Consider the following 20,657-nt stretch of genomic DNA (forward strand, 5'->3'; position numbering starts at 1 on the left):
AATATGAAAAATATAACAGCTAGCTGTGTAAATTAGCAGACAATATGAAAATAAAAAAAATTCAAAAAACATATTGACAAACGACATATTACTATTTACAATAAAATTAACTAGTAAGTAATATTTACTAGTTCCCCTGAACAGTTGATGGTCTTGCGAGGGCCAAAAAAGAGAAGATTTTAACTCCACTATTATGAAGGATGTTAGTTTTAGAACAAATTAAGAAAGTTGGGATTAGCAAGTTTACCAAAGTTACTTTATATGAAGGTTAATTAAGCTTAAGGCAAGATTGATTTAAGTATTAAGTAAGTTTAAGGTTCATCTATTATTAGTGAGTGAGAGTTAAATCTTAACTACTAGTCGTAGGACTAGAAGGGCAAATCGCAGGCAAGAGCCTTAGCTTAGAAGTAATGAGCTAAAGACTGATTATTGGAAAATAAAATCAGGGGAGAAAGAGAAAGGAAGGCTAAATTGCAGTACGTTCTTGAGAGTAAAGGGTAGGCACATTCCTGAAGTTAAGGAATAGAGCCTACCCTTTACTCATTTATTTTTAGGGCTTAAAAGAAATTTAGTGAATTAATTGAAATACCCCAAAATGGTTTCGTAGATAACCTCTTCTGGATTTCCAGGACTTATATGTCTCCACGAGACATCAGAGAAATTAAGAGGTCAGCTTTCTACCAGTGCTCCATCGCAAATATTATACGCATAGCTGTCAGAAATCTTATATTGTTTAACATTAGTATCCAAATGCCAGAGCATTATATCTATACCACCAGAGGGTACAGGTTCATTGTACTCTACTTTTATCCATACATTTATGTAAGAAATGCCTAATTCCTCATCTTCAACTAATTCCATGGTGGCAGCATCAAAGCTCCAGCTTCTTCTCTCGTCAGAGTGTATAACTTGATATGGATCTGTATTTACATCTTCCCTGGCTCGTTCTTGTGCGCAAGATGTCAAAAAGATCAGGGATATAAATATTATCAAATATATTTTCAATACGGTTTTAAATTTAACCATAACAATTCCCCCCCTTTGTGTATATTTAGTTAAGCTTCGTAAATATATTTTACCATAAGTTCTAAATTAATAATAGTAACTTTTATCAATTAAAAACGCAAAACATCTTTTATTGCAGAATAAATGAGAAGGATTTGAGAAACATATCTAGAAATCAACTGCATAGATAAATTTACTAATTCAGGGAGAGAGAATATGATTGATTTAAGAAGCGATACGGTCACATTACCTAGTGAGGAAATGAGAGAAGCCATGGCAAAAGCAGTTGTGGGTGATGATGTATATGGTGAAGATCCCACTGTAAATGAGCTTGAAAGGATGTCTGCAGAAATAACTGGAAAAGAAGCAGCTTTATTTGTGCCTACTGGAACAATGGGCAATCAGATTGCAATTTTAACACATACCCTGCGGGGAGATGAGATTATAGTTGACGAATTATCTCACATTGCCCTATATGAAGTAGGGGCTGCCTCCATGTTTGCAGGAGTTCAGTTAAAAACCATACCCAATCTACTTGAAGGGGATACTGTAAAGAAATTGTATGGTGCATACCGTGAACCTAATATACATGCACCAAGGTGTAGACTATTATGCCTGGAAAACACCTTTAACATTGGCTCTGGAACTGTTATGCCTGTAGCGGATATGAGGTTAGTATATAAGGCTGCCAATAGTATGTCATTATTTGTGCACCTTGATGGAGCAAGAATTTTTAATGCAGCCATTGCTCTAGGTTGTGATGTAAAAGAGCTAGTAGAAAACTGTGATTCTGTAATGTTTTGCCTTTCCAAGGGGTTAGGTGCACCAGTAGGTTCAATATTAGCCGGTAGTAAGGAATTCATTAATGCTGCACGAAAATATAGAAAGGCCATGGGTGGAGGCATGCGCCAGGCTGGAATATTAGCAGCTGCAGGGTTAATCGCCCTAAAAACGGTTGATAGATTGTCTGTAGATCATGACAATGCCAGGCTGCTGGCACAGCACTTATCATCTGTTGATGGATTAAAGGTGGATTTATCCCGAGTACAGACAAATATTCTACTAGCTGACATTAGTGGTTTGAATATGGATGCTGGTTCTTTCGTGGGCAAGTTATCTGAAGCGGGTGTCAAGGCGGTACCAGTAAGCTCCAGGGTGGTTCGTTTTGTTACCCATAAGGACATTACTAAAGAACATATAATACAGGCTAGTATTATTATTAAAAATTTAGCATCTGACATTCTTGACCTTTAAAATATGAGAGGAAAATATGAGCCTAGCAAGGTGCAGAATTTTAAACAGGAATCAAATTGAGTTTATGAAAAACAAAATTGAAAAAGCTATAGAAATAAACATAAAGGTAATTGTTAAATTTTGACGAATGTTATTCATAATAGCAGTATAACATTAGGGGTGAAACCATGGAACAGTGGAAGCTGAAACTAAAGGAATCTTATAGCTCTTTGATTATGTTTTTCATAGCGGCTTACATGGTATTTGTTATATTTTTTACATCCTTAACTATTCTGCCCATGTATGTCATTGAGTTGGGCGGCAATGAGTTTGATTCTGGTCTGCAAACCACATTGTTTTTTATTTTTGCTGTAATATTAAGGTTTTATTTTGGACCCCTGGCTGATAGCAAGGGGAGAAAGCTTCCCCTGCTAATAGGGACTTTTGTGTTTGCAACATCAGGACTTTTCTTCATGCTGAGTTCTGAGGTGTGGCATTTGACGTTGGCCCGTCTTTACCAATCCATTGCTCTGGCAACTTTTTTGTCCAGTGGAAGTTCTCTGGTTGCAGACATGGCACCATTAAAATCGCGAGGAACTTATATAGGCATGTACCGCTTAATTATTACCCTGGGAGTTTTGACAGGCCCTGTTAGCGCTCTTGAGGTTATCAAAAACCATGGATACAATTACTGGTTTGTCTTAACATTTATAGGGGGTATTATAGCCCTTGGTTTAATTATGCTTGTCAAGGCACCACCCTTAGCTGTTAGTGCTAATACGAGGTTTATGAACAGTATTTATACAGTGTTCAAAAATAGAGCATTATGGCCCATTTATGCTGGATTAGCTTTAACATCCATCTGCTATGGAGCTATCTTGACCTTTGCGTCTCTTTATATTTCCCAGGTAAGTGAAGCTGTTAACCCTGGCATATATTTTACATATTTTGGCATTTCGGGAGTTCTGGCTAATATTAGTGCTGGATACCTCTCAGATAGATACGGGAGAGAGGCAATAGTTTGGCCGGCAGCTATAATTCTTGGAGTAGGTCTTATTGTTCTAGCCTTTGTTCCCATTGTGCCAGCAACCATAATTATTAGTGGGCTGCTCACTGGGATTGGTTGGTCTGGTGGGATTGCAGCTTTTATTGCCTGGTTAATTGATTTAATAGAGGACAAGATGCGCGGTACAGTCCTATCTATTCAAGAAAGTATAATTGATACCTTTGTAGCATTAGGCTCTTTGGTCTTTGGAACATTAGCTGCCATTATAGGCATGCAGTTTTCCTTTGTAGTTACAGGGAGCAGTATTGTAGTTATAACAGTCATTTTGCTGCTCGCGCCAAAAAGATGTGACAGCAAAGCACAAAACGAGGTGGGAAGATGAGTTCACATGTTTTGAAAAACCCGGTTAATATACATAAGGCGGATGTTAAACATAGTCATAAAAGAAAGATAGCGGAAAAACATCATGGAGAGTTTGTTTCACTAGACCTGGAAACCACAGGCTTTAATCCCAAATATGCAAAGATAATTGAGATAGGAGCCATTAGATTTGTAGACGAAACAGCTGTGGAAACCTTTCACACTCTAATAAATCCTGGGATGCCAATTCCCAGAAAAATTACAGATATAACAGGAATTACAGATGACATGGTTATTAATGCTCCGAAAATTGAGATTGTTTTTCCTCAATTTATTGCTTTTTTAAAGGATAGTCCAATTGTAGCTCATAATTCAAGCTTTGACATGGGATTTATACGGCATACTGCTCAAAGGTTTGCTGTTAAAATTTGCAACCCCATTATAGATACCCTGCAAATAAGTAGAATAATGTTCCCCAACTTAGATAATCATAAACTAAATACTGTATCAGACTACCTGCAGATAAAACTAGAAAACCATCATAGATCAATGTCTGATTCAGCAGCTGCAGCAGAAATATACATAAAATGCCTAAAAATGCTCAGCTAAAAAATCTATAAAGGGGAAAAGGTACTTGGTAAACATTATTCATAAAGATAATATGAAGGCAATGTGAAGGAAGCATGAGAGAAAGGGAGGAGGTTTATGAGTCATTTTTTTGCATATCTTTCCAGGATGAAGCTGATCAACCGTTGGGGCTTGATGCGTAACACTTACACAGAAAATATTCAAGAGCATAGCTTGCAGGTAGCTATGATAGCCCATGGCCTGGCTTTAATAAAGAATAAGAAGTTTAACGGTGATTTAAACCCTGAAAGGGTTTTGGTCCTTGCTGTATTTCACGAGGCTGGTGAAGTAATAACAGGTGATTTAGCTACTCCCATTAAATATTTTAATCCCAAAATCAAAAGGGCATATACTGAAATTGAAGAAATAGCTAAAGAAAAATTATTAAATATGCTTGCTCCAGATATGCGGGAGGATTACCAACCATTACTTTTTATAGAAGAAGGGGACAAGGAGCATTGGAAAATTGTTAAGGCTGCAGATAAGATTTCTGCCTATATTAAATGTTTAGAAGAACTTAAGGCAGGGAACCAGGAGTTTTCCAAGGCAGAAAAGATCATTTTAGCTGCTATTAACAACATGGACCTGCCTGAAGTACAATATTTTATGGAACATTATGTTGGAAGCTTTTCTTTAACCCTTGATGAATTAAACTAATTTGATTGGAGGTAAAAATATGATTTTGACCACTACTAGTGAAGTTCCAGGAAAGGAGGCAAGTGAGATTTTAGGAATTGTTAGGGGCAGCACAATAAGAGCAAAGCACATTGGAAAAGATATTGCCGCGGTTTTGAAGCAAATAGTTGGTGGAGAATTAAAGGGATACACTGAAATGCTTAATGAGGCCAGGACAGCCGCAGAAAACATAATGATTAGGGAGGCTAGTGATTTAGGTGCTGATGCTGTGATTAATGTTAGATTTGCTACTTCTAATATAATGCAGGGAGCAGCTGAGATACTAGTTTATGGGACTGCAGTAAAGCTAAGAAACATCAATTAATAAGCTTTTAACAAGATAATGACTGTTATATTAACAGTTATTGTGAAAGGGTGATAAAATGATACTTCTTCCATATGATAAAGGTTTTTTGGAATTACCCCTGCCTGAGAGTGAGAAAGTACACCTGCTGAATCCTCCTTCAAGTGGGTTTAAACCAGAGGGAACACAGGAAGAAATAGTGGAAAAAGCTTTATCTGAGCCAATAAACTCAGAAGCCTTGAGCAAACTTGCTGAAAATAAAGAAAACATAGTTATAATCACTAGCGACCATACCAGGCCTGTCCCAAGTCATATAACCATGCCGCTGATTTTATCTGAGATAAGAAAAGTCAATGAAAATGCTAAAATTACTTTATTAATATCAACCGGAATGCACAGGCCCATGAGTGACGAGGAGATTTCCCTTAGATTTGGTGAAGAGGTTTTAAGGCAGGTATCTGTAGTAAACCACCTGGCAGAAAAGGACGAAGACATGGTTTTCCTTGGCATATTACCATCAGGTGGTGAGTTGTGGATTAACAGGCTTGCCATGAAAGCTGATTTGTTATTAGCCGAAGGATTCATTGAGCCTCACTTTTTTGCTGGGTATTCAGGGGGAAGAAAAAGTGTTCTGCCAGGTATTGCTTCACATAAAACTGTACTTTTTAACCATAATTCCGACTTTATAAATAGTCCCCATGCTAGAACAGGTATTTTAAAAAATAATCCGATACATAAAGACATGGTATGGGCTGTGGAGCAGTCTAAGTTAGCTTTTATAGTAAATGTCATAATCAATTCAAAAAAGGAAATTATTCATTGTGTAGCTGGACATCCAATAAAAGCCCATGAACAAGGCTGTGAATTTGTAGAAAAGCTAACTGCTGTCGAACCAATCCCCGCGGATATAATTGTTAGTACAAATGGTGGTTATCCATTGGATCAAAATGTGTACCAGGCAGTTAAGGGTATGACTGCTGCAGAAGCTACTGCTAAGTCTGGAGCAATTATCATTATGGTGGCAGGCTGTAGGGAAGGCTTAGGAGGGGATAAATTTTATCATCAAATGGCTGATGCTTCTTCTCCTAAAGAAACCATGGAAAAAATTATGGAAACACCTAACAGTGAAACAGAGCCCGATCAGTGGCAGTCACAAATACTTGCAAGGGTGCTTTTAAAGCATAAGGTAATATTGGTAACTGATCCATCACTTGCCCAGTATGTAAGGAACATGCATATGGAATTTGCACCTACTTTAGAAGCGGCATTTGAAATGGCTATAGCAGAAAAGGGAAGGGATGCAGTAGTCACTGTGATACCTGATGGCGTTGGAATAACAATAAAACCCTGTGAATAATGCAGGGGTTTATTGAATATGTAATGTAACAATTGACCTGGGAAAATAATATTGGAGTTATTTATATACTAGACAATGTAAAATTTAGGGAGTATAATTGTGGTGAGCAATTTATTCCGATAGACACCTTTGCCATTTTTCATGGCAAAGGTCTTTTTTCTGCACAATAGGGATTTAGATTAAAGGGATGGAGGGATAACATGATTTTATTAATTATATTTTTAATCCAGATTACCTATGTGACATTATTTACTTTAAGAACCATATTTGTTGTAAGGGGTAAAACCCAGGTAGCGGCAGTAATAAGTGTTATCGAAGTTTTTATTTATATATCTGGGCTGTCAATTGTATTATCTAATCTAGATAATATGTTTAATTTAATAGTTTATTGTGCTAGCTATGGTTTTGGTATTATACTTGGAAGTTATATTGAACATAAAATGGCTCTAGGATTTACCCAAATTCAAGTTATAACTACTAACCTGTCAGAAGGCCTGCCAAATATATTAAGGGAACAGGGTTTTGGCGTTACCAGTTGGGTGGCAGAAGGTAGAGATGGTCAAAGATTAGTTTTAAATATATTGGCTAAAAGAAAATGCTGTGACAGACTTGAAGAAACTGTTAAGTATTTTGACCCGGAAGCTTTCATTATAGCCTTTGAACCTACCAGATTTTCAGGTGGATTTTTAGCCAAAAAGGTGACACATGTGTGCAGCAAGATTATTGATAAACATGGTAAACGGGAGTCAGTTGAAAAAGTGCAGCAATAAATGTTATCATATGCATGAGTATTAATTATATTATGACAGGGGTTGGGTTAGTGAATTTAAGTGATCAGGAACTAATCTTGCTTGTGTTAGCTGGAGATAATAATGCATATGATGAACTTGTAATAAGGTACGAAAAACAAATATATACATTTATTTGCAAAATGGGCTGTAATCCAGAGGATGCCAAGGGAGTAACACAGGGAGTATTTTTTAAAGCATATAACGCCCTTCCTAATTTTAAGAACCAGTGCAAATTTAGTACATGGCTGTATGCTATAGCCAGTAATAGGTGTAAAAACTGGCTGCGCAAATCTAATAAGACTGTATTACTATATGAAACCGATATTAGAGATGGTAAAAGCAACACGCCTGAGGAAATGTATCTAAAAAAAGAAAATTTAGCTGCTGTAAAGAAAGCATTTAACATGCTGCCGGAAAAATATAGAGATGTTTTACAGCTCTATTACCATAACAACATGTCTTATGTAGAAATAGCCCAGACCCTGGGACTGAGGGCTAGAACAGTAGAAACCAGGTTATACAGGGGTAGACAGATGGTAAAAAGCTATTTAATGCAAAATGATAACGAAGTACTTTTCTAATTTTAGCTTAAAAATATTTATTACTAATTAATTGAATTAAATTGAAGTATTTTTGATAACTTCTGTGTCTAATTTATAGATAAAAAAACTGATCAGTAAAATATTTATATGCAAGGGGGGTGTTACTCTGAGGAGAGCATTCCTCTTATTTATTAAGACGTGGGAGAGAGTATTCTAGGATTTAAAACTAATATTAAAGAAAGAAGGAGTGCTGATTTTGAAAAAGTCAATTGATTTATTATTTATAACTGGAAATGACATAGAGAAGTTAAATTTGACTAATAAAGAAATAATGGATGCAGTAGAAGCCAGTTTACTTGCCCAGGGAAATGGTCAAGTTGTCATTGAACCAAGAGAACATCTTATCCCCAATCCCGAGTTTAATGGACATTTTAATATATTAAGAGGTTATATAGAGCCTATTAATATGGCTGGAGTAAAAGTTGTTGGAGATTATGTTTACAACTATAAACAAGGCTTACCCTCAGAACTGGCCTTATTAAACCTATATGATCCTAGAACAGGTGTACCAATAGCAATAGTAGATGCCACAGAACTCACCTCAATGAGAACAGGGGCCCTAACAGCTATTGGAGCAAAATACCTGGCCAATAAAAATAGCAGGGTGCTGGGGCACCTGGGTTCAAGGGGTACAGCTTGGTGGAATGTAGTTCTATTAGATGAAATATTTGATTTTGAGGAAATAAGAGTTAACAGCAGGAGACCTGAATCAAGAAATGAATTTGCAGCTAAACTAAGTGATTATTTAGGAAAACCTGTTAAAGCCGTAGAAACAAGTGAGGAGTGTCTAAGGGGAGCGGATATAATGGTTGAGGCCACCAGGTTAATAGAACCTGAGGTGCTGTTAAAAACAGAGTGGGTAAAGCCTGGAACATTTGTTGTTCCTTATGGAACAATTAGTGCAGTTGAGTTTGATTTGACAGATGTTATGGATAAGCTAGTTGTGGATGATTGGGGACAGTGCAAAGGTGGTAAATTTGGAAGCTTAAGAAGGCATGTTGATGCAGGAAAGCTTTCTTTAGAAACCCTGCATGGAGAACTTGGTGAAATTGTAGCTGGTAAAAAGGCTGGTCGTGAAAGTGATGAGGAAAGAATCCTATTTTGGCATCGTGGCCTATCTTTAAATGATATAGCATTGGGACATTTAATTTATGAAAAGGCAAAAAAACTAGGCTTGGGTACAGTTATTAATTATCACTAAAAAAACCTGAAATTTAGATGTTATTTTTGCACTGCAAAATAATTTGCAGAAATATCAAAAGAATAAACCCAGAACATGGCCAACCAGTCTTAAGATGCCAAAAAATATGCACCAAGAGAATTTTGATATATAAAACTATTCCCAATAATACAAAGAAAATACCAGTTCATTGGTTCTTGCATTGGGTGGAACAATAATTGCATTTAAAGGTTAGCATACTGTTTATTGGATAATGTTTTTTATTGTAATGCCACATTGTAGTTGTTATGATAATTTAAAGCCTTAACAATATGTTATGGTTAGACTTTCACTCATTAATGACGGGGGAGGGGGTGAATGCATGGACCCAATTGGGTATTTTTTGAATAATACTGAACGTATAGCTACCTATGCCCAAGTTCATTTCCATGTAGTACTTATCGTTGTTGCTATATCGTTAGTATTATGGATTCCCGTTGGCATTATTATCACCAGGAATGAACGTTTAGCACAGATATCTTTAAGCATAGCAAATTTATTTATGTGTATTCCAAGTCTGGCATTATTTAGTATATTTGTAACAATACCATTCCTGGGGTTGGGCATCAAATCGGCAGCCACAGCACTTGTGATGTATGCTATGCTGCCTTTACTAAGGAATGTATATAAAGGTGTTAAGTCCGTTGACAAGTCAGTTTTGGAAGCTGGAAAGGGTATGGGAATGTCTTCCTGGAGAATTTTTTGGGAAATAGAATTACCCCTGGCCTTACCTGTAATATTTGCTGGTATTAGAATAACAGTTGTTCTCACAACTGGCATGACTACTGTTGCAACGTTCATTGGAGTACAGAGCTTGGGAAGACTTATTCAGCATGGAATTACAAGGTCCAATTATGACATGATTCTTGTAGGAGCAATAATAGTGGCTGTTATATCATTAGCCCTAGATTTTATTTTAGGTAAGATTGAGAAAAGACTTATTTCTCCTGGCTTAAGGGTTAATAGTTAGTGTAGGGGGGAGCAAAAATTGATTAGATTAGAGAAGTTAACAAAAAAATATCCGGGCCAGAAAATACCTGCAGTTAATGGCATTGATTTGCATGTTAAGGCTGGAGAAATTTGCGTTTTTGTAGGACCATCTGGTTGTGGTAAAAGTACTACATTAAGGTTAATTAATAGGTTAATAGAGCCAACATCTGGAAGTATTTATATAGATGGGAAAAATGCCATGGAGAAAAATCCAGATGAACTTAGACAAAATATTGGTTATGTAATTCAACAGATTGGATTACTGCCTCATAAAACCATTAAAGACAACGTTGCAATTGTACCCAAGCTTCTAAAATGGCCTAAAGACAAAATTACAAAAAGGGTTGATGAACTCCTTATCCTGGTTGGACTTGACCCTGAGGTAGTACGTGATAAGTATCCGTATCAGCTTAGTGGAGGTATGATGCAAAGAGTTGGAGTAGCAAGAGCCATGGCGGTTAATCCTCCAATAATGCTAATGGATGAACCCTTTGGTGCCGTTGATCCCCTTGTAAGGTCATATTTGCAGGATGAGTTTTTAAAGATACAGCAGGATATTAAGAAAACTATTTGCTTTGTTACCCATAGTATTAATGAAGCTATAAAAATGGGTGATAAAATTGCAATTATGAATGAAGGACAAATTGTTCAATATGGTACCCCTGAAGAAATTTTATCTTCTCCAGCTAATGACTTTGTGGCAGAATTTGTTGGTGCAGATAGAGGGGTTAAAATGCTTGGCCTAAGCAAATGCAGTCATCTAATGGAGTCAGTTGAATGTACGGTAAAAGAAATTGATGCTGCTATTATTAGGAACAGATTGGAAAAGCATATGGTTTGCTTTGTTGTTGACAGAGAGAACAAGCCAGTTGGTTTTATTACTGCAGAAGAATTGAAGGATTTGGGAAACCGTACTATTGAAGAAGTAATAAAAGGTCACTCTGCATTTGTTCAGGTTTATGAACCTCTAAACAACGCATTGGCTGCCATGTTAGAAAAAGATACTGATGTTGTTGGAATTCTTGATGGTGAAAAGCTTATTGGTATGTTAACCTGGCGTGAGCTTAAAAAACACGTAAGTAAGATTGGAGGTTGATCTTATGAATAAAGATCGCCTATTGGTGGCTTTATTTGAAAGAGCTCCTCAACACATTGTGGAACACCTTATTTTAGTAGGTATAGTACTTGTAGTAGCAACTGCCATTGCTTTACCAATTGGCATATTTTTAACACGGCCAATGAGCCGGAGGTTTTCAGACCCAGTTATGGCAGTTTTAAATGCCGGGCAAACTATACCTCCACTTGCAGTTATAGCATTATTTTTACCAGTTTTAGGATTAGGTTTTAAATCAGCATTATATGCCCTGGTCATTTATGGCCTGCTGCCAATAGCACGAAATACTATAGCAGGGTTAGCAGGGGTTAGCCCTGATGTTAAAGAGGCTGCTAGAGGAATGGGTATGAGTGCAACAAAGGTTTTTTTTCAGGTTGAGCTTCCTTTGGCTCTTCCAGTAATACTTGCAGGCATAAGAACATCCACAGTAATTACTGTAAGTACTGCCACCTTGGCAGGCTTAATAGGTGCAGGAGGGCTTGGCAGGTTAATAATTGCAGGTCTAAACATGAACTGGCCCGAATTTACAATAGTTGGTGCAGGTCTTGGAGCCCTGATGGCAATATTAATAGACCGATTTATGAACATAATTGAGCATAGATTTGGACCTCCTGGGCCGGTAGTTGATGTGGATTAATTATAAATAATATTTAGATAGGGAGGTAGTTAGATGAGGATAACAAAAAGTATTATAGTAACTGTTTTACTAATCCTAGCACTCGTAGTTACAGGGTGTGGTGGCGGCAAAGGTGGAGATGCTGAGGGACCTTCCATTACTGTAGCATCCAAAACCTTTACTGAGAGTATAATTTTAGGAGAAATGTTAGTTGCTTTGCTTGAAAACCATGGGTATCCTGTAGTAAATGAGGTGGGACTTGGAGAAACTGCTATTCTAAGACCAGCTATTGAAACAGGTGAAATTGACGTATACTATGAGTATACTGGCACTGTTTTAATGAGACAAATGCAGCACGAACCAGTATTTGAATCAGAGAAGGCTTATCAGTTAGTTAAAGAGTGGGACTTAGAAACAAACAATGTAGTATGGCTTGACTACGCTCCAGGCAATAACACCTATGTATTTATGGCTAGACCTGGTTTTTCGGATGAATTTGGAATTACAACAACATCCCAGTTTGTAGAATACATTGAAAACAACCCAGATAAGAAGTTTAAATTTGCCATGCGTGATGAGTGGTATGAAAGGGAAGACGGTCTGCCAAAGTTTGCTGAAACTTATGGTTTTGATGTAAATAAAGTTGAAGTAATGTTTGTAGCAATGGGACTAACTGAAGATGCTTTAAGACAAAAGCAAGCTGATTTGGGTGTGGGTTTTGCAACTGACGGCAGGATCCCTGCTTTTGGATTAAATGTTTTAGAAGATGATAAAAATTGTTTCCCAGTATACAATCCTGCACCAACCATTCGCAAGGAAATAATTGATGCTTATCCTGAAATACCTGGAATTTTAAACCAGCTGTCTGCACTTTTGACAAATGAAGCTTTAATGGAGCTTAACATGTTAGTAGATCTTGAAGGATTAGATGCTGCAAAGGTTGCCAGGGATTTCTTACAGGACAATGGCTTAATTAAGTAAAGAAAAATTTCATTGAAAAATGAAAAGGTTGCTTGTTCATTCTTTGGACAGGCAACCTTTTTTTGCATTAGAAAGCCAAGTTTTCTTTAAAAAAATTGTACCTCTACATGCAATTGAAGCTACATTGTGGTAATCTAAACAAAAAAACAAATCAAAGAAGGTGCATTAGATAATGCTAATAAATTACGAGTTATTAAGTGCTCTTACTGCCATTATTTTAGCACAAGTTTTAAAAGTTATTTTGGATTATTTTTTAGATGGAAAAATAAATCTAGGAATTCTAATTAGTACCGGAGGAATGCCTAGCTCTCATACGGCTTTGACTGCTGCTTTGACTACAGCCATGGGAATATCCCATGGTTTTGAAAGCCCGTATTTTACCATATCACTAGTATTGACCCTTATTGTTGCACATGATGCGGCAGGAGTACGCTGGCAGGCTGGCAAACATGCATCAGAAATAAATAAAATTAGAGAGGATTTACATAGACTATTACAGTCTATATCAGATAATGAGCCTCCCTTAAAGCATAGGAAGGAATTGAAAGAACTATTGGGACACAAGCCATTGGAAGTTATTTTAGGGGGAGTTATGGGGATAATAATTGCAGTTTTTATAAGCTTGTTGGCTTAATTACAGGTATTTATGAATTTTTCCATTAATTGAAAGGAATAATAAAAAATTTAGAGAATACTTTAGAGAATATTAAGATTCAATGCTGATTTAAGGGTGGGTATATTGGAATATAAATCTGGAGCTACAATTCTGATAGTTGATGATGATAAACTTAATAGAATATTCCTAACTAAACTGCTCGAAAAAGAGGGTTATCATGTTGTTCAGGCCCACGATGGTTATGAGGGTTTTAAGGCAGCATATGATTTAAAGCCTGATTTAATGCTGCTTGACGTAATTATGCCAAAAACCGATGGCTTTAATGTCTGTAAAGCTCTTAAAAGGGAGCCGAATACTAAGGATATTCCTGTAATTTTTGTTACTTCTAGAGCAGATAAATCTGACATAGTTTCAGGTTTCCAGGCAGGTGCAGTTGACTTTGTTACAAAACCTGTATTTATGCCAGAATTGTTGGCAAGGGTACGTGCCCATCTTAGTATTAAATTTTATGCAGACCAACTGAGACAAAAGAATGAGGAGCTAGAAGAGCTAAACCATTTACTTAAACATCTGTCAAAAAAAGACGCACTTATGGAAATATGGAATCGTGGTGCTTTTGATATTGAATTGGAAAAATTACATAACCTATCAATAAGATACGAAAGGGTGTATTCTTTAATTTTTGCTGATATTGATTATTTTAAACCATACAATGATTATTATGGACATCAAGCTGGTGACGAGGTTTTAAAAGAGGTTGGGAGGATTTTTAGATCTGCATGTAGAGCTACTGATTTTATAGCTAGATATGGTGGAGAGGAAATAGTTGTTATTTTGCCTGAGACTAACGCGGATCAATCTGTTAAATTGGGTAATAGGATCATGGAGATGCTATGTGAGAAGAACATTTTGCACGAAAAAAGCCCGTTATCTAATAGGGTAACACTTACAATGGGCATTAGTGAACTTGATTTAAATAACATAGTATCATATCAAGAAATAGTTAAAATGGCTGATATTGCCCTGTATGAAGGTAAAAATAACGGGCGAAATACCATAGTAATTTATAATAATAAAATAGTATTTAAAAAACAGGGTGCTGGATAATCTGCAAGAAAGGATTCGCAAATGTCCCCTATATGACTACTAACAAACCTCTAATAAAATGGTAAAACATCTTACTTAGTAGTCACTGCTGGTCATCACGAACCCTTTCAGTAGATATTTTGAACATTTTTAGCAGTTGTTATTCTGGGAAATTTTGGATTATAGATTCCTTCGCAAGGAATTTTTTTATTGCTGGATAAAAATAAAAGGGAACTTCCAGCTTGAAATAGATTCCTTCAGGAGTATACCTGGTTTCAATAATGCTGCAATTATTATGTATGTCAGAAACTATCTTACCCTGGGAAAAAGGTAAAAGTATTTTTATGATAACCTTTTTTTCTGGAAGTTCTTTTTCTATTAAATCTAATAAATCATTTAATCCCTGTCCAGTTTTAGCTGAAAAGGCTAAGTAGGGAGATTGGTCCGGGGGTTTAGGCAGCACTTTAAGATCTACCAGGTCAATTTTATTATATATTGTAATTCTTTTGATTTTTACCGCACCAATTTCTTCAAGGACCTTATATACTGCTTCTTGCTGCTCTTTGACAAAGGGGTTGCTTATATCTACTACATGGAGTAACAAATCTGCATCTAAAACTTCATCTAAAGTGGTTTTAAATGCAGTAACCAGCTGATGGGGGATCTTTTGAATAAAACCCACAGTATCTCCAATTAATATCTCACGTCCATTATTAAGTCTGATACCTCGTATGGTAGGGTCTAATGTTGCAAAGAGCTTATCTGTACCCTGGTCTTCATTAGAGATATTTTGGCCAACTGCCGGAACCTCTCTTAGAAGTCTATACCTTATGGAGGATTTACCTGCATTTGTATAGCCAATTAAGACTATAAAGGGTGTATTAGGATTTCTGCTCTGGCTTTTTATCCTTCTCTGCTGGGAGACTCGAGCTATTTGCTTCTTTATATCATTAATTCGATTTTTTAAATGCCTTCGATCAGTCTCAAGCTTTGTTTCCCCGGGGCCCCTGGTTCCTATACCACCTGCTAACCTGGATAATTGAAGGCCAAGCCCGGTTAACCTTGGAAGACGATAATTAAGCTGGGCAAGCTCTACCTGTAGTTTTCCTTCCCTGCTCTTTGCTCTCTGGGCAAAGATATCAAGAATAAGTGTAGTTCTATCAATGACTCTAACTCCGGTTGTTTCTTCGAGATTTCTAATTTGAGTACCAGACAGTTCTTCATCTACTATTATTAAATTCGCTTTCAATCCTTGTACCCTTAGGCCAAGCTCTTCAGCAAAGCCTTTACCCATATAGTAGGCACTATCAGGTCTGGTTCTTTTTTGAATTAATTTATCTAAAACATCAGCTCCTGCAGTTTTAGCAAGCTCAGCCAATTCCTCTAATGATGCTTCAGTATTCATTAGATGGTTGCCAGGTATTTCAATGCCTACAAGTACTGCTTTTTCAGACTTACCCTCAGTAATAAAATCACCCCCTTCCAGTAGATTAATCATAACATAATCATTTTATTTAGTAAAAACTTCACAACCTTTTAATCAAAAATATTAAGAAAGTAGTCCGTTTATCTAATGTTCTCTATTTTACTTAAATGTGGTAGAATATGAAGGAATATTTTACTGAAGGATGTTTAGCTGATGAAATTAAAATCTATTCTATATGTTATCGGCATTGTCTTGATGTTTGTAGGTTTATCCATGCTCCTTCCCTTGGGGTTTGCTATTTTTTATGGCGAAGATGGGGAAGTAATAAACTTTCTCACTGCTATGGCTATTACAATTACTACAGGTTTGCTAATATTTAGATTTACAGAATTCAATAAGAATTTATCAAATAAAGAGGGCATCCTAATAGGAGCAATGGGTTGGCTAATAGTACCCTTTTTTGGAAGCCTTCCTTATATTCTATCTGGAACCCTGCCAAACTGGTACGACGCCTATTTTGAAGCTGTTTCAGGATTTACTACAACAGGTGCTACAGTCATGGTAAATATTGAAGGAGCTCCCAAAAGTGTGCTTCTCTGGAGGAGCTTTACACAATGGTTGGGAGCCATGGGAATCTTGCTGGTGTTTGTAGCCCTTATTTCCAAGATGGGTATTGGGGGGACACGTCTTTTAAAAGCAGAGACCCCTGGACCAACAGTAAGCAAAATACTTCCAAGGGTAAGCCAATATGCTAAGGCTATTTGGATAGTATATATAGCTCTTACAATAATAGAGATTATAATCTTGATGTTGGTTGGGTTAGATTTTTATGAAGCCCTAAACCATACCTTTACTAGCATTGCAACAGGGGGGTTTTCAACTAGAAATGCAGGATTGGCGGCATTTGACAACCATTTAGTTGATTTTGTTGTTATTGCTTTTATGATTATTGGTGGGGGCAATTTTGCCTTGTATTATATTGTTTTTACAAAAAGAGCTCCATTACTGTTGTTTAAAGATGAAGAGTATAGAAGCTATCTGCTAGTTCTTCTTATTGGGCTGTTAATTGCAATCATTAGCCTTTCCCTCGACTATTATGGAAATATTTCTGATGCAATTCGCTTTGGTACCTTTCAGATTGTATCTTTATTAACTGGTGCTGGTCATGTTACTTATGACTATGACAAATGGACAACCATGGTAAAAATGCTCTTATTTACCTTGATGTTTTTTGGTGGATGCCAGTATTCTACTACAGGTGGAATTAAAATGGTAAGGATGCTCATGGCCCTGAAATTTATCAATGGTGAAATTAGAAAACTGGTTCACCCAAGACTCATATACCAAATTAGAATAAATAATATACCTGTACAGGATTCAGTGGTATCTAATGTAATTGGTTTCTTTCTATTGTATTTTATATTCTTTTTTGTAACAGCAATAATATTGTCGGGATTTGGTTTTGATAAGGTATCTTCAGTTACAGCATCAGCAGCCATTTTAGGCAATGTTGGCCCTGCCATGGGCCTATTTGGGCCAACCCAAACCTATGCAGAACTGCCAAACATTATAAAATTGTGGCTTTCCCTTACCATGATTATGGGGCGTTTGGAAATCTACCCCATGTTAATTCTCTTCCAGGTGTTTATTTCAAAAAAGGACAGGATGTCGCTGTTAAGAAGCAACTAATATTATACTGTTATCTATTTTTAACAGATTATGAATACTATATTTTAAGATTAAATAAGAAGTAGAAGAGATTAACTCTTCTACTTCTCCTAAAGGTACTATTTTTTGAATTGCTGCTGCATTTGCTGCTGCCCTGAAGTCTGATATTGCTTGTACTGGGGTTCCTGCTGCTCAGCATAATTAATTCTGCCTTTTAAACCCTGGCTTATGCTTTCTAACTGATTAGCATAATTGATAAACTGCTGTTTAGCATTTTGGTCTTGGGTATCCATGGAAAAAGTTTTTAATTGAATACAAGCAGAATCTATGCTGTTTAAGGTTTGGTGAAGTTTTTGACCAACTGTCATTTAGTGATCCTCCTAATTTTTTTTCTGCACTACACTATTATTCTTTCATTGTTGAGGACTTTTACTCGTAGTATTTATTTCCTTATGGGAAATAATATATATAAAATCAAAAAATACCAAATGATAGAGGTGGATAAAGTGATAAAAAAGGAAAACCTTATTTCTATTGATGAAGCATTGGAATTAAATAGAGAAACAATAAAAAAAATATATAATACAAATGTAAACCCTGCATTAGGCAATCTTCTTGCCTTATTAAACTTTGATAAAAAATATACTCGTGCACAAGGAACACAGGTTTGGGATGAAAAAGGAAATTCCTACCTTGACTTTCTTGGGGGCTACGGTTCTCTAAATCTTGGTCATAACCACCAAGCTGTAATAGAGGCAATTGATAAGGTTAAATCCCTGCCTAATATCCTTCAGGCCAGCATAAACCCCTTGGCAGCTGCCCTGGCACATAATCTGGCCCAGATAACTCCTGGTGAGCTTTCCAATGTGTTTTTTGGTAATAGTGGAGCTGAGGCTGTAGAAGGAGCCCTTAAAACTGCAAAAATATATACAGGCAAGAGGAAAATTATTTACTGTGAAGGATCCTTTCACGGAAAAACAACAGGTGCATTATCTGTTACTGGAAGGGTAAAATATCAAAAACCTTTTTACCCATTAATTCCCCAATGTGAGCCAGTGCCCTTTGGAGATCTGGAGGCACTAGAACGGGCATTAAAAGATAAAGATACAGCCTGCTTTATTGTGGAACCTATCCAGGGTGAGGGAGGGATAATATTACCACCAGAGGGGTATTTAAAAGCTGCAAGGGAGCTGTGTACAAAATATGAAGCATTGTTTATAGTGGATGAGGTTCAAACAGGCTTTGGCAGGACAGGAAAAATGTTTGCCTCTGAATGGGATGGGATTGCGCCTGATATAATGTGTTTTGCCAAGGCTCTAGGAGGAGGAATTATGCCCATTGGTGCCTTCATAACTACTAAGGAAATCTGGGAAAAATCCTACGGTTCAACTGATAGGGCTACCTTACATACATCTACTTTTGGAGGCAACAGCTGGGCGGCAGCAGCAGCCCTGGCAACCCTGGAAGTACTTCTTGATGGGGATTTAGCATATGAAGCCAGGGAAAAGGGAAATTATTTATTGGAAAGACTTGCTCAATTAAAGAGCCAGTATGCTCTAATAAAAGATGTTAGGGGAAAGGGTCTGCTCATTGGAATAGAGTTTCAGCAGGAACAATCAGTCCTGGACAAGCTGACAGGAGGCAAGGTTAGCGAACTAACAAAGGAGTATACTGGAGCCCTTGTAGCAGGCGAACTCCTTAACAAGCATAATATTATCACAGCCTATACCATTAACAATCCAAATGTTATAAGGCTGGAACCTCCATTAACAGTAACCTATGAAGAATTAGATTATGTTATAAACTCCCTGAATAAAACCTTTTCATCCAACAAGAGTGTCATCAAGCTAGCATTAAGCAGCTCCAAAAGCATAATTGGCTCTCTATTAAAAAAATAGCGGAAAGAAAAAAACAACCTGAAGAAGATTTAGGTTGTTTTTTAAATAAGCATTTTTGAAAATGTTTTAAAGTCATTTACTATATAGTCTGGCTGGCAATTTATGAAGTCTTCAGTTTTAAATGTAGTCCAACCAACAAGTACAGTGGTCAATCCAGCCCTTTTGCTTCCCATTATGTCAAAGGGGCTGTCGCCAATGGAAATAATTTCTGAAGGTTTTAATCCCATTAGTTTTATCATTTTTTCATAGGGATCTGGATGGGGTTTATGTTTTTCAACATCCTCTAAGAAGATTAGATGTTCAAAATAGTGTTCAATGTTGAAAAACTCAAGATTTTGTTTTCCCGCAGCTTTGGATTTAGAAGTCACAAGGGCAATAATTAGCCCGTTGGTTTTTAGCTGTTCAAGGAGCTCCTCAACACCGGGAAAAAGGGCAATGACTTCATCATGATATTTCTGAGAGAACTCTCTATAAGCAGCAATTAAATCCTCAGCTTTTTCAGGGCAAAAATAATTCATCTGCTCTAAAAGAGGTTTACCATACATTTTTAAAAGCTTTTTTTCATCGATCCTTTTGCCAAGATGGATCTCGCAAGCATACTGAAAGGAATCAACATTTAATTGGGTGGAATTTAAAATAGTTCCATCAAGGTCAAAAATTACACCTTTATATGACATCTATTTAAAACACTCCTTTGATAAAAAAGAATAGGTAGGGGTGCTCCCCCTGCCTATTATAATGCTTCCTGACCTTTTTCTCCAGTTCTAATTCGTATAGCTTCTTCCACATTATAGATAAATATTTTCCCGTCACCAATTTCTCCTGTTCTAGCTCCCTCTATGATGCTGTCTACAGCTTTATCTACCATGTCATCTGCAACAATAATAGATATCATCACCTTAGGTAAAAGATTTACATTGTATTCGTTTCCCCTGTAAACCTGTTTATGTCCCTTTTGCATTCCGTAGCCAAGAACCTGACTAACAGTCATGCCAGTAACACCAATGTTATTTAGTTTCTCTTTGACATCTTCAATTTTAGAAGGTCTAATTATGCTATCAATCTTTTTCATACTTAATCACC

General features: G+C 36.7%; 22 protein-coding genes. 17 read left to right on the forward strand and 5 right to left on the reverse strand.

The window, feature by feature from the left end; all coding sequences use genetic code 11:
* Positions 1–669: 669 nt before the first annotated feature.
* On the reverse strand, positions 670–1,026 hold the full coding sequence (locus K364_RS0113830; protein WP_028308508.1) for a hypothetical protein: 357 nt from the start codon (positions 1,024–1,026) through the stop codon (positions 670–672).
* Between the two features lie 195 nt (positions 1,027–1,221).
* Between K364_RS0113830 and ltaE the strand changes: the two genes are divergently transcribed.
* The 15 genes from ltaE to K364_RS24200 all read left to right on the forward strand — a co-directional run bounded on the left by ltaE (position 1,222) and on the right by K364_RS24200 (position 14,603).
* Positions 1,222–2,259 (forward strand): low-specificity L-threonine aldolase, encoded by a 1,038-nt coding sequence (ltaE, locus tag K364_RS0113835; protein ID WP_028308509.1) that lies wholly within the window; start codon positions 1,222–1,224, stop codon positions 2,257–2,259.
* A gap of 167 nt (positions 2,260–2,426) precedes the next feature.
* Positions 2,427–3,626, forward strand: coding sequence for an MFS transporter (locus tag K364_RS0113845; RefSeq protein WP_028308510.1), 1,200 nt, complete (start codon positions 2,427–2,429; stop codon positions 3,624–3,626).
* The gene (locus K364_RS25745) at positions 3,623–4,213 is read left to right on the forward strand and encodes a 3'-5' exonuclease (protein ID WP_051534068.1); all 591 of its coding nucleotides are present in this window, start codon (positions 3,623–3,625) and stop codon (positions 4,211–4,213) included. Before K364_RS0113845 ends, K364_RS25745 begins: the two co-directional genes overlap by 4 nt.
* A 96-nt stretch (positions 4,214–4,309) precedes the next feature.
* Positions 4,310–4,888 carry a 5'-deoxynucleotidase gene (yfbR, locus tag K364_RS0113855; protein ID WP_028308511.1) on the forward strand — a complete coding sequence of 193 codons (579 nt, stop codon included), beginning with the start codon at positions 4,310–4,312 and terminating at the stop codon, positions 4,886–4,888.
* 19 nt (positions 4,889–4,907) lie between these two features.
* Entirely contained in the window at positions 4,908–5,231 is a 324-nt protein-coding gene (locus K364_RS0113860) for a YbjQ family protein (protein ID WP_028308512.1), read from the forward strand.
* Between the two features lie 58 nt (positions 5,232–5,289).
* A complete protein-coding gene (gene larA, locus K364_RS0113865; RefSeq protein WP_028308513.1) occupies positions 5,290–6,567 on the forward strand; it encodes a nickel-dependent lactate racemase in 1,278 nt (425 codons plus the stop codon).
* 200 nt (positions 6,568–6,767) lie between these two features.
* Positions 6,768–7,337: a DUF2179 domain-containing protein gene (locus K364_RS24190; protein ID WP_084295859.1), complete on the forward strand. Its 570-nt coding sequence runs from the start codon at positions 6,768–6,770 to the stop codon at positions 7,335–7,337.
* 50 nt (positions 7,338–7,387) lie between these two features.
* Entirely contained in the window at positions 7,388–7,939 is a 552-nt protein-coding gene (locus tag K364_RS24195) for an RNA polymerase sigma factor (protein WP_051534069.1), read from the forward strand.
* Between the two features lie 217 nt (positions 7,940–8,156).
* Positions 8,157–9,161, forward strand: a complete 1,005-nt coding sequence (locus K364_RS0113885) for an ornithine cyclodeaminase family protein (RefSeq protein ID WP_242841706.1) — start codon at positions 8,157–8,159, stop codon at positions 9,159–9,161.
* 340 nt (positions 9,162–9,501) lie between these two features.
* Positions 9,502–10,149 (forward strand): ABC transporter permease, encoded by a 648-nt coding sequence (locus tag K364_RS0113890; protein ID WP_028308515.1) that lies wholly within the window; start codon positions 9,502–9,504, stop codon positions 10,147–10,149.
* 18 nt (positions 10,150–10,167) lie between these two features.
* On the forward strand, positions 10,168–11,265 hold the full coding sequence (locus K364_RS0113895; RefSeq protein WP_028308516.1) for a betaine/proline/choline family ABC transporter ATP-binding protein: 1,098 nt from the start codon (positions 10,168–10,170) through the stop codon (positions 11,263–11,265).
* A 4-nt stretch (positions 11,266–11,269) separates the two neighbouring features.
* Entirely contained in the window at positions 11,270–11,920 is a 651-nt protein-coding gene (locus tag K364_RS0113900) for an ABC transporter permease (RefSeq protein WP_028308517.1), read from the forward strand.
* 33 nt (positions 11,921–11,953) lie between these two features.
* Positions 11,954–12,880 carry an ABC transporter substrate-binding protein gene (locus K364_RS0113905; RefSeq protein ID WP_028308518.1) on the forward strand — a complete coding sequence of 309 codons (927 nt, stop codon included), beginning with the start codon at positions 11,954–11,956 and terminating at the stop codon, positions 12,878–12,880.
* A gap of 172 nt (positions 12,881–13,052) precedes the next feature.
* Complete coding sequence (locus K364_RS0113910; RefSeq protein WP_028308519.1) at positions 13,053–13,514, forward strand: divergent PAP2 family protein; 462 nt, start codon at positions 13,053–13,055, stop codon at positions 13,512–13,514.
* A 105-nt stretch (positions 13,515–13,619) separates the two neighbouring features.
* A complete protein-coding gene (locus K364_RS24200; protein WP_051534070.1) occupies positions 13,620–14,603 on the forward strand; it encodes a diguanylate cyclase in 984 nt (327 codons plus the stop codon).
* 139 nt (positions 14,604–14,742) lie between these two features.
* Here K364_RS24200 and hflX read toward each other — a convergent pair whose 3' ends face one another.
* The gene (hflX, locus tag K364_RS0113920; protein WP_084295863.1) at positions 14,743–16,080 is read right to left on the reverse strand and encodes a GTPase HflX; all 1,338 of its coding nucleotides are present in this window, start codon (positions 16,078–16,080) and stop codon (positions 14,743–14,745) included.
* A 141-nt stretch (positions 16,081–16,221) separates the two neighbouring features.
* Between hflX and K364_RS0113925 the strand changes: the two genes are divergently transcribed.
* Complete coding sequence (locus tag K364_RS0113925; RefSeq protein WP_028308521.1) at positions 16,222–17,697, forward strand: TrkH family potassium uptake protein; 1,476 nt, start codon at positions 16,222–16,224, stop codon at positions 17,695–17,697.
* 98 nt (positions 17,698–17,795) lie between these two features.
* Here K364_RS0113925 and K364_RS0113930 read toward each other — a convergent pair whose 3' ends face one another.
* On the reverse strand, positions 17,796–18,044 hold the full coding sequence (locus K364_RS0113930; protein ID WP_028308522.1) for a DUF1657 domain-containing protein: 249 nt from the start codon (positions 18,042–18,044) through the stop codon (positions 17,796–17,798).
* Positions 18,045–18,164: 120 nt separating this feature from the next.
* Between K364_RS0113930 and K364_RS0113935 the strand changes: the two genes are divergently transcribed.
* Entirely contained in the window at positions 18,165–19,574 is a 1,410-nt protein-coding gene (locus K364_RS0113935) for an aspartate aminotransferase family protein (protein ID WP_028308523.1), read from the forward strand.
* Between the two features lie 41 nt (positions 19,575–19,615).
* On the opposite strand, the gene K364_RS0113940 is transcribed toward K364_RS0113935, so the two are convergent.
* Together K364_RS0113940 and K364_RS0113945 are read right to left on the reverse strand one after the other, a co-directional pair.
* On the reverse strand, positions 19,616–20,251 hold the full coding sequence (locus K364_RS0113940; protein ID WP_028308524.1) for an HAD family hydrolase: 636 nt from the start codon (positions 20,249–20,251) through the stop codon (positions 19,616–19,618).
* Positions 20,252–20,307: 56 nt separating this feature from the next.
* Positions 20,308–20,646 carry a P-II family nitrogen regulator gene (locus tag K364_RS0113945; protein WP_028308525.1) on the reverse strand — a complete coding sequence of 113 codons (339 nt, stop codon included), beginning with the start codon at positions 20,644–20,646 and terminating at the stop codon, positions 20,308–20,310.
* Positions 20,647–20,657 lie beyond the last annotated feature (11 nt).

It is taken from the genome of Desulfitibacter alkalitolerans DSM 16504 (assembly GCF_000620305.1).
Lineage (GTDB): Bacteria > Bacillota > DSM-16504 > Desulfitibacterales > Desulfitibacteraceae > Desulfitibacter > Desulfitibacter alkalitolerans.

Excerpts from the sequence above, each read along its gene's own strand:
- K364_RS0113830 (WP_028308508.1), bottom strand. The coding sequence starts at position 1,026 with ATGGTTAAATTTAAAACCGTATTGAAAATATATTTGATAATATTTATA.
- ltaE (WP_028308509.1), top strand. The coding sequence starts at position 1,222 with ATGATTGATTTAAGAAGCGATACGGTCACATTACCTAGTGAGGAAATG.
- K364_RS0113845 (WP_028308510.1), top strand. The coding sequence starts at position 2,427 with ATGGAACAGTGGAAGCTGAAACTAAAGGAATCTTATAGCTCTTTGATT.
- K364_RS25745 (WP_051534068.1), top strand. The coding sequence starts at position 3,623 with ATGAGTTCACATGTTTTGAAAAACCCGGTTAATATACATAAGGCGGAT.
- yfbR (WP_028308511.1), top strand. The coding sequence starts at position 4,310 with ATGAGTCATTTTTTTGCATATCTTTCCAGGATGAAGCTGATCAACCGT.
- K364_RS0113860 (WP_028308512.1), top strand. The coding sequence starts at position 4,908 with ATGATTTTGACCACTACTAGTGAAGTTCCAGGAAAGGAGGCAAGTGAG.
- larA (WP_028308513.1), top strand. The coding sequence starts at position 5,290 with ATGATACTTCTTCCATATGATAAAGGTTTTTTGGAATTACCCCTGCCT.
- K364_RS24190 (WP_084295859.1), top strand. The coding sequence starts at position 6,768 with ATGATTTTATTAATTATATTTTTAATCCAGATTACCTATGTGACATTA.
- K364_RS0113890 (WP_028308515.1), top strand. The coding sequence starts at position 9,502 with ATGGACCCAATTGGGTATTTTTTGAATAATACTGAACGTATAGCTACC.
- K364_RS0113900 (WP_028308517.1), top strand. The coding sequence starts at position 11,270 with ATGAATAAAGATCGCCTATTGGTGGCTTTATTTGAAAGAGCTCCTCAA.
- K364_RS0113905 (WP_028308518.1), top strand. The coding sequence starts at position 11,954 with ATGAGGATAACAAAAAGTATTATAGTAACTGTTTTACTAATCCTAGCA.
- K364_RS0113910 (WP_028308519.1), top strand. The coding sequence starts at position 13,053 with ATGCTAATAAATTACGAGTTATTAAGTGCTCTTACTGCCATTATTTTA.
- hflX (WP_084295863.1), bottom strand. The coding sequence starts at position 16,080 with ATGATTAATCTACTGGAAGGGGGTGATTTTATTACTGAGGGTAAGTCT.
- K364_RS0113925 (WP_028308521.1), top strand. The coding sequence starts at position 16,222 with ATGAAATTAAAATCTATTCTATATGTTATCGGCATTGTCTTGATGTTT.
- K364_RS0113930 (WP_028308522.1), bottom strand. The coding sequence starts at position 18,044 with ATGACAGTTGGTCAAAAACTTCACCAAACCTTAAACAGCATAGATTCT.
- K364_RS0113935 (WP_028308523.1), top strand. The coding sequence starts at position 18,165 with ATGATAGAGGTGGATAAAGTGATAAAAAAGGAAAACCTTATTTCTATT.
- K364_RS0113940 (WP_028308524.1), bottom strand. The coding sequence starts at position 20,251 with ATGTCATATAAAGGTGTAATTTTTGACCTTGATGGAACTATTTTAAAT.
- K364_RS0113945 (WP_028308525.1), bottom strand. The coding sequence starts at position 20,646 with ATGAAAAAGATTGATAGCATAATTAGACCTTCTAAAATTGAAGATGTC.